8 protein-coding genes are annotated in these 8,307 nt (G+C 59.9%); 4 read left to right on the top strand and 4 right to left on the bottom strand.

The annotated features are described in order from the left end of the window. Window positions 1–244 precede the first annotated feature (244 nt). Window positions 245–784 (bottom strand): TetR/AcrR family transcriptional regulator, encoded by a 540-nt coding sequence (locus B7L09_RS26510; RefSeq protein WP_094471346.1) that lies wholly within the window; start codon window positions 782–784, stop codon window positions 245–247. A 91-nt stretch (window positions 785–875) separates the two neighbouring features. On the opposite strand from B7L09_RS26510, the gene B7L09_RS26515 reads away from it, so the two are divergent. The 4 genes from B7L09_RS26515 (at window position 876) to B7L09_RS26530 (ending at window position 5,654) form a co-directional block, all read left to right on the top strand. Next, window positions 876–2,069, top strand: a complete 1,194-nt coding sequence (locus B7L09_RS26515) for an MFS transporter (RefSeq protein ID WP_094471347.1) — start codon at window positions 876–878, stop codon at window positions 2,067–2,069. Between the two features lie 42 nt (window positions 2,070–2,111). After that, on the top strand, window positions 2,112–2,423 hold the full coding sequence (locus B7L09_RS26520; protein ID WP_010456760.1) for a cupin domain-containing protein: 312 nt from the start codon (window positions 2,112–2,114) through the stop codon (window positions 2,421–2,423). 105 nt (window positions 2,424–2,528) lie between these two features. Then, a complete protein-coding gene (locus B7L09_RS26525; RefSeq protein ID WP_094471348.1) occupies window positions 2,529–3,680 on the top strand; it encodes a TDT family transporter in 1,152 nt (383 codons plus the stop codon). 99 nt (window positions 3,681–3,779) lie between these two features. Then, window positions 3,780–5,654: an MFS transporter gene (locus B7L09_RS26530; protein ID WP_094471349.1), complete on the top strand. Its 1,875-nt coding sequence runs from the start codon at window positions 3,780–3,782 to the stop codon at window positions 5,652–5,654. 123 nt (window positions 5,655–5,777) lie between these two features. Here the strand turns inward: B7L09_RS26530 and sugE are convergent, their stop codons facing one another. The 3 genes from sugE to rdgC all read right to left on the bottom strand — a co-directional run bounded on the left by sugE (window position 5,778) and on the right by rdgC (window position 8,240). Then, on the bottom strand, window positions 5,778–6,092 hold the full coding sequence (gene sugE, locus B7L09_RS26535) for a quaternary ammonium compound efflux SMR transporter SugE (protein WP_094471350.1): 315 nt from the start codon (window positions 6,090–6,092) through the stop codon (window positions 5,778–5,780). Between the two features lie 119 nt (window positions 6,093–6,211). Then, window positions 6,212–7,177: a bile acid:sodium symporter family protein gene (locus B7L09_RS26540; protein WP_094471351.1), complete on the bottom strand. Its 966-nt coding sequence runs from the start codon at window positions 7,175–7,177 to the stop codon at window positions 6,212–6,214. Window positions 7,178–7,319: 142 nt separating this feature from the next. Then, on the bottom strand, window positions 7,320–8,240 hold the full coding sequence (gene rdgC, locus B7L09_RS26545; protein ID WP_094471352.1) for a recombination-associated protein RdgC: 921 nt from the start codon (window positions 8,238–8,240) through the stop codon (window positions 7,320–7,322). Between the last annotated feature and the right edge of the window lie 67 nt (window positions 8,241–8,307).

Raw genomic sequence — 8,307 nt, forward strand, 5'->3', positions numbered from 1 at the left:
CCCGGTTAGACAGTCTCGCACGATGGCCGGGGTTAGTCAGTGTCGACCAAGGTCGTGGCGTGGTGGGGTGTCGCAGGGTGTTTGTCTGCTGGATTTTTGGCGTTAGTGCTGGCCTCTTCGCGGGCAAGTCGGGCGACCCGACTTGCCCGCGAAGGCGGCCTCACTGACTCAACGCAATTTTTGGCGTTAGTGCTGGCCTCTTCGCGGGCAAGTCGGGCGACCCGACTTGCCCGCGAAGGCGGCCTCACTGACTCAACGCAATCTCGATCAGCTGATGCAGCTCCTCAAGCTCCAACGGCGTCGCCGAAAACAGGATGCGAAACACCGTCGGTGCCGCCACCAGGTTGATCAATCGATCAACACTCGGCTTCGGCTGATCGGGGTAACGGTCCAGAATCGTCTGCAACTGCCCGCCAATGATCGTCGTGCAGTAGACCGGTGTGGTGCTGCATTGCACGTCGCGAAGCATGTTGCGGCCAGGCTCGGAACTCATCTCGTCCAGGTATTGCTCGGCCCAGGCTCGCACGTCACCGCGCAGGNTGCCCGTATTGGTCGGCTCGCTGTCGGGTTGCATGCGCGCCAGCGCGACGTCTGCCAGCAACACCGACAAATCGCCCCAGCGTCGATAAATGGTCGACGGCGTCACCCCCGCGCGCGCAGCGATTTGCGGGACGGTCACGGTCGAGCGGTCCTGCTCTTCAAGCAGATCGCGGACAGCCGAATGAATCGACTCTTGTACCCGTGCGCTTCGACCGCCCGGGCGTAAACCTTCTTTAATNGCCATGCGTAAAACCTTAACACAAAGAATTTGCTTTAAGCGCTTGCCAGTAGCACACTCCGCAAAAGCAAAATATTAGCTTTAGCGGAGTGTGCNNATGTCCAGCTCGATATCAAACCGTTCCAGCCTGTGGTTCCTGGCGATCACTTTACTGAGTTTTCTCGCCGCTTCCACTGCGCCGACACCCCTGTACCACTTGTATCAGGAACACCTGCAGTTTTCGGCAGCGACCCTGACCCTGATCTTCGGTGTGTACGCCATCAGCTTGCTCGCCGCGCTGCTCACAGTGGGTTCGCTCTCGGATTACCTGGGACGCAAACCGGTGATTTTCACCGCTGTGGTGCTGAACATGCTGGCGATGCTGCTGTTCATCAATGCCGACAGCGTCGCCTGGTTGATCAGTGCCCGGGTGCTTCAGGGTTTTGCTACCGGGATGGCCACAGCTGCGTTGGGCGCCGCGCTGCTCGACACGGATCGCCAGCAAGGTCCGCTGGTCAATAGCGTCGCACCGCTGCTCGGCATGGCGGCCGGCGCCATGGGGTGCGGCTTGCTGGCCGAGTTTGCGCCACTGCCGCTGCAATTGACCTTTTGGGTGCTGCTCGCGCTGTTCGGGTGGCAGGCGCTGTACGTCTGGCGTCTGCCGGAAAGCGTCAGTGCGCAACCTGGCGCGTTGGCGTCGCTGCGCCCGACCCTGCATGTGCCCATCCAGGCACGGCGTGCGTTGTGGCTGGTGCTGCCGATCAACACCGCCGCTTGGGCGCTCGGTGGTTTTTACGCGTCCCTCGCTCCATCCCTTGTGCGGACGGCCACCGGATCGACTTCCAATCTGATTGGCGGTGCGACAGTCGCCGTGCTGACTGTCACCGGTGCACTGATGATCTACACCTTGCGCAGTCGCCCGGCCGACAAAGTCTTGCGGGTCGGCGCGAGCATTCTGCCCGTCGGTGTGGCGCTGATTTTACTGGCGGTACACGGCGCCAGCCTGCCGTTGTTTTTCATCGGGACGCTGGTCGCCGGATGCGGTTTCGGCGCCAGTTTTCTCGGGTCGTTGCGCAGCGTCGTGCCGCTTGCCTTGCCCCACGAACGGGCCGGATTGATGTCGGCGTTTTATGTGCTCAGCTATCTGGCCTTCTGTCTGCCGTCGTTGCTGGCGGGGAATCTGACACGGGCCTTCGGTCTGGTGGCCACGACCGATGGTTATGGCATGGTGCTGATTGTCCTTTCGCTCGGCGCTCTGCTCGCGTTGATGCGTCGACAGCCAGTCAAAGTCTGTGGCGCCGATGTTCGATGATCGCTAGCCTTGGCAACGCCACTTCTTTCGACGGAACGACCGATGAAGATCATCCGCAGCAAATCCTTCACCGCTGACCGAGCCTGGGGCGCCTTGGATATCGCCAACATGAACGGCATCACCACCCGTTTGCACTGGACCGATCAGCCGTATAAATGGCACGTCAACGATGGGCAGGAAGTGTTCGTCGTGCTCGATGGCCAGGTGCAGATGCGCTATCGCGAAGACGGTGTTGAAAAGGACACGCTGCTCGACATCGGCGACATTTTCTACGCCTCGGTGGGCACCGAACACGTTGCTCATCCACAAGGTGCGGCGAGGATCCTGGTGATCGAGACGGAAGGCAGCGTCTGACGGTATATCTACAAAACAGATAACAGTTAGAGATATTACCCGTTATATAGATATTCGATTCGGATCTACCATGAATTCCACCTCACAAGAGGAGAGGAATTCGCCATGACATGCCCCAACACCACCACACCCGGTTTCAAACCGTTCAGCCATTTGCAGCACCCGCTCGAGGCCATTCGCCAATTCACGCCCAACTGGTTCGCCGCGACCATGGGCACGGGCGTACTGGCATTGGCGCTGGCACAACTGCCCGTCGCCATACCCGGTCTGAACGCGGTGGCCGAAGGTCTCTGGCTGCTCAATATCTGCTTGTTCGTATTATTCACCGCCGCCTACACGGCACGCTGGGTGCTGTTCTTCGATGAGGCTCGACGGATTTTCGGCCACTCCACGGTTTCGATGTTCTTCGGCACCATCCCGATGGGGTTGGCAACCATCATCAATGGCTTCCTGGTGTTCGGTTTGCCGCGCTGGGGCGACGGAGTGATTCATGTCGCCGAGGTGCTGTGGTGGATCGATGTGGTCATGTCGCTGGCCTGCGGCGTGCTGATCCCCTTCATGATGTTCACCCGCCAGGAACACAGCATCGACCAGATGACGGCCGTGTGGCTGTTGCCCGTGGTCGCGGCGGAAGTGGCGGCCGCCAGCGGGGGGTTGTTGGCACCGCACCTGGCCGATGCCCATTCGCAACTGGTGNTACTGACGACCAGCTACGTGTTGTGGGCGTTTTCCCTGCCGGTGGCGTTCAGCATCCTGACCATCCTGATGCTGCGCATGGCGCTGCATAAACTGCCTCACGAAAACATGGCCGCCTCCAGCTGGCTGGCGCTGGGGCCGATCGGCACCGGGGCGTTGGGCATGTTGCTGCTGGGGGCCGATGCTCCGGCGATCTTCGCGGCCAACGGCTTGCCGGGCATCGGTGAAATTGCGGCTGGGCTGGGCCTGGTGGCCGGGATCACGCTGTGGGGCTTCGGCTTCTGGTGGATGCTGATGGCGGTGCTGATCACCGTGCGTTACCTGCGCGACGGTATCCCGTTCAACCTGGGTTGGTGGGGCTTCACCTTCCCGCTGGGCGTCTATTCTCTGACGACGTTGAAACTGGGCAGCACCTTGAATCTGGCGTTTTTCAGTATCTTTGGCTGCGTGCTGGTGGCGATGCTGGTGGTGATGTGGCTGATCGTCTCCAAACGCACCGTGCAGGGCGCGTGGCGGGGCGAGTTGTTTGTCTCGCCGTGCATTGCAGGATTAAAGAAATAACCGGCAAAGATTAGGTAATGTGTGGCCTGGATCGACGTTCGACATTCCAATAACAAATCCCCAAGCCACTCTTTACCCAATCTCAGGGACACATGGAAGATGAGCCACCCCTCACAGTTCACCTTGCTTCGCACCCGGCGCTTCCTGCCGTTCTTTGTCACGCAGTCCCTCGGGGCGTTCAACGACAACGTCTTCAAGCAGTCGNTGATCCTGGCGATTCTCTACAAACTCACCCTCGACGGTGACCGCTCCATCTGGGTCAACCTGTGCGCCCTGCTGTTTATCCTGCCGTTTTTCCTGTTCTCGGCGCTGGCCGGGCAATTTGGCGAGAAATTCAACAAGGACGCGCTGATTCGTCTGATCAAGCTTGGCGAAATCGCCATCATGGCGATCGGCGCGGTGGGTTTCCTGTTCGATCACCTGGAACTGATGCTGCTGGCGCTGTTTGCCATGGGCACGCACTCGGCGCTGTTCGGCCCGGTCAAGTACTCGATCATGCCCCAGGCCCTGCACGACGATGAGCTGGTGGGCGGTAACGGCCTGGTGGAAATGGGCACGTTCCTGGCGATCCTGGCCGGCACCATTGGCGCCGGGATCATGATGTCGTCCACCCATTACGCGCCCATCGTGTCCACCGCGATCATCGCTGTCGCGGTGCTCGGCTACCTGGCCAGTCGCAGCATTCCCCGGGCGGCGGCCTCATCGCCGCAAATGCGCCTGAACTGGAACATCTTCAGCCAATCCTGGGCCACATTGCGTTTGGGCCTGGGGCAGACGCCGGCAGTGTCGCGCTCGATTGTCGGCAACTCGTGGTTCTGGTTTGTCGGCGCGATCTACCTGACGCAGATCCCGGCTTACGCCAAGGAATGGATGCACGGCGACGAGACCGTGGTGACGCTGATTCTGACGGTGTTTTCCGTGGGTATCGCGCTCGGTTCGATGCTCTGCGAGAAACTCTCCGGACGCAAAGTCGAGATCGGACTTGTGCCGTTCGGCTCGTTTGGCCTGACGGTGTTTGGCTTGCTGCTGTGGTGGCATTCCGGCGGTATTCCAGACAGCGTTGACGGCCACGGCTGGATCGAAATCCTTGGGTTTGGCCACACCTGGCTGGTGTTGATCGACATTCTGGGCCTGGGGATTTTTGGCGGTTTCTATATCGTGCCGCTGTATGCGCTGATTCAGTCGCGCACCGCCGAGAACGAGCGCGCGCGGGTGATCGCAGCCAACAATATTCTCAACGCACTGTTCATGGTGGTCTCGGCGATCGTGTCGATCCTGTTGCTGAGNATGGTCGAGCTGTCGATCCCGCAGCTGTTTCTGGTGGTGTCGCTGCTGAACATCGGCGTTAACGCCTACATCTTCAGCATCGTGCCTGAGTTCACCATGCGTTTCATGATCTGGCTGCTCAGCCATTCCATGTACCGGGTGGAGCATCGCAATCTGCAACTGATTCCGGATGAAGGCGCAGCCTTGCTGGTGTGCAACCACGTGTCGTTCGTCGATGCGCTGTTGATCGGTGGNGCAGTGCGTCGGCCGATTCGCTTTGTGATGTACTACAAAATCTACCGTTTGCCGGTGCTGAACTTTATCTTCCGTACGGCCGGGGCGATTCCGATTGCCGGGCGTAACGAAGATATTCAAATCTACGAAAAAGCCTTCACGCGTATCGCTCAATACCTGAAGGACGGTGAGCTGGTGTGCATCTTCCCGGAAGGCAAGTTGACCGCTGACGGGGAGATGAGTGAGTTCAAGGGCGGGCTGGTGCGCATTCTCGAAGAGACACCGGTGCCGGTGATTCCGATGGCGTTGCAGGGGCTGTGGGGGAGTTTCTTCAGTCGCGATCCGAACAAGGGGTTCTTTCATCGGATCTGGTCGCNGGTGACGTTGGTGGCAGGGCCGGCGGTGGCAGTTGAGGCGGCGGAACCGGCGAAGTTGCAGGCGATGGTCGGGGATTTGCGTGGGACCGTTAGATAGTTGGCGAGTGTGGGGGCCTCATCGCGGGCAAGCCCGCTCCCACAGGTTTTTTGGCGTGCCACAGATGGCAGGCATAAAACTGAACCCTGTGAGAGCGGGCTTGCCCGCGATAGCGGTAGTGGCCTAGGCGCTGACCTTCAGGCCAATCAACCCGGCAATAATCAACGCCACGCTGGCCAGCCTGAACAGCGCCATGGATTCACCAAACAGAATGATCCCGGCGATCACCGTGCCCACGGCACCCACACCGGTCCAGATCGCATAGGCCGTGCCCAGCGGCAATTCCTTCATGGCAAGGCCGAGCAAGCCAAGGCTGATCGCCATGGCTGCAACGGTCAATGCGGTCGGGATAGGGCGGCTGAACCCGTCGGTGTATTTCAGGCCGACGGCCCAGCCAACTTCGAACAGGCCGGCGAAAAACAGAATGATCCAGGACATGAAAGACCTCCATCGATTGACGGGGTCGTCCCCAGATTAATGACTCGATCGAGCCGCGAGGTCGTCCTCGCGTTGCGCCATAGAGTGCCCATCATTAACCCGGGGATCAAGTTTGCGGATTACTCGGCCGCTTGCTGAGCCGCGGTTTCCCGGTCTTGTTTTTCGCTCATGCGGCGGAAATACGTCGAGAGCAACGCCCCTGAAATGTTGTGCCAGACGCTGAATAACGCGCTAGGCACCGCCGCCAGTGGCGAGAAGTGCGCACTGGCCAGCGCGGCGCCCAAACCGGAGTTCTGCATACCGACTTCCAGCGCCAGGGATTTGCGCTGGGCCAGCGGCAGCTTGAACAACCGACCGGTGAAGTAGCCCAGCAGGTAGCCAAAGCTGTTGTGCAACATCACCACGGCCATGATCAGCAGGCCGGACTCGGCGATCTTCGCCTGGCTCGCCGCAACCACCGCCGCGACAATGATCACAATGCTCACCACCGAAATCAGCGGCAACACTTCCACCGCATGGCGCACCCGATCGCCCAACAGGCGCTGGGCAACCACACCGAGCACGATCGGCAGCAGCACCACTTGCAGGATCGACCAGAACAACTCCATGAACGACACCGGCAGCCAGGCCGACGCCAGCAGCCAGATCAACGCCGGTGTGAGCAGCGGGGCGAGGAGGGTGGTGACGGCGGCGATTGCCACCGACAGCGCCAGGTCGCCCCGCGCCAGCCAAGTCATCACGTTGGACGACGTGCCGCTTGGGCAGCAGCCGACCAGAATCACGCCGACGGCAATTTCCGGCGGCAGGTGAAACGCCTGGCAGAGCAACCACGCCACGCCGGGCATGATCACGAAATGTGCAACCACGCCCAGTGCCACGCGCCACGGATGGCGAGCGACTTCGGCGAAGTCTTCAAGTTTTAAGGTCAGCCCCATGCCGAACATCACCAGGCCCAACAGCGGCACGATGGCGCCTTTGAGGCCAATGAACCANCTNGGCTGCAGAAACGCCACGACGGCGAAAATCAGAACCCAGTAAGCGAAGGTGTTGCCGACAAAACGACTCAATGCAGCGAGGGCGCGCATGGCCTGATCCTTATTTTAAGTACCATCACAAACCAAATGTGGGAGTGAGCCTGCTCGCGATGGCGGGGTGTCAGTCAACTCAATGTTGAATGTCACGCCCTCATCGCGAGCAGGCTCGCTCCCACATTAGTATCACCAGCCTTTAGATCCCTTGCGGAAGCTCTTCACCGCCCAACGCTTCAATCAGCGCCGGCAGGAAGTCGCCGAAGGTCAGCATCATCAAGGTGAAGCTGGCGTCCAGCTGGCCGAGGGCTTCTTCGCCACCGTCTTGTTCAGCCTGATCCTGCAGCAGGTCTTCGAACTTCAGGCGCTTGACGGTCATCTTGTCGTCGAGCATGAAGGACAACTTGTCCTGCCAGGCCAGGGACAATTGGGTCACGACTTTGCCGGTGGTCAGGTGCAACTGGATTTCTTCGCTGGTCAGGTCCTGGCGCTTGCAGCGCACAATGCCGCCATCTTCGTGGGTGTCGCGCAGTTCGCATTCGTCGAGGACGAAGAAGTCATCGGCCGGTTTCTGGGTGGTGACCCAGTCGGTCATGATCGCAGTCGGTGCGGTTTTAACCGTCAGCGGGCGTACCGGCAGGGTGCCGATCACTTCGCGCAGGGTCGACAGCANGTCTTCAGCGCGTTTCGGGCTGGCCGAGTTGACCAGGATCAGGCCCTGTTTCGGCGCGATGGCGGCGAAGGTCGACGAGCGACGAATAAACGCACGCGGCAGGAAGGCCTGGATGATTTCATCCTTGATCTGGTCCCGTTCCTTTTTATAGACCTTGCGCATTTGTTCGGCTTCGATCTCTTCGACCTTTTCCTTGACGGCGTCACGCACGACGCTGCCCGGCAAGATGCGTTCTTCTTTACGGGCGGAGATCAGCAGGAAGTCGCCGCTGACATGCACCAGGGGTGCNTCTTCACCTTTACCGAAAGGCGCGACGAAACCGTAAGTGGTCAACTCCTGGCTTGCACAAGGGCGCGCCAGTTTGGTGGCCATTGCCGCTTCCAACGCCTCGGCATCAACAGGCAGATCTTGGGTCAGGCGATAGATAAGCAGGTTCTTGAACCACATGGGGTGAGTCTCTCCTTTATACAAAGGGGGGCATTATTCTCTTGATCAGGGCTGAGGCCAACCCTGC

It is taken from the genome of Pseudomonas mandelii (assembly GCF_002251635.1).
GTDB lineage: Bacteria > Pseudomonadota > Gammaproteobacteria > Pseudomonadales > Pseudomonadaceae > Aquipseudomonas > Aquipseudomonas mandelii_B.

Coding starts and splice junctions, on each gene's coding strand:
- B7L09_RS26515 (WP_094471347.1), top strand. CDS start 876: ATGTCCAGCTCGATATCAAACCGTTCCAGCCTGTGGTTCCTGGCGATC.
- B7L09_RS26520 (WP_010456760.1), top strand. CDS start 2,112: ATGAAGATCATCCGCAGCAAATCCTTCACCGCTGACCGAGCCTGGGGC.
- sugE (WP_094471350.1), bottom strand. CDS start 6,092: ATGTCCTGGATCATTCTGTTTTTCGCCGGCCTGTTCGAAGTTGGCTGG.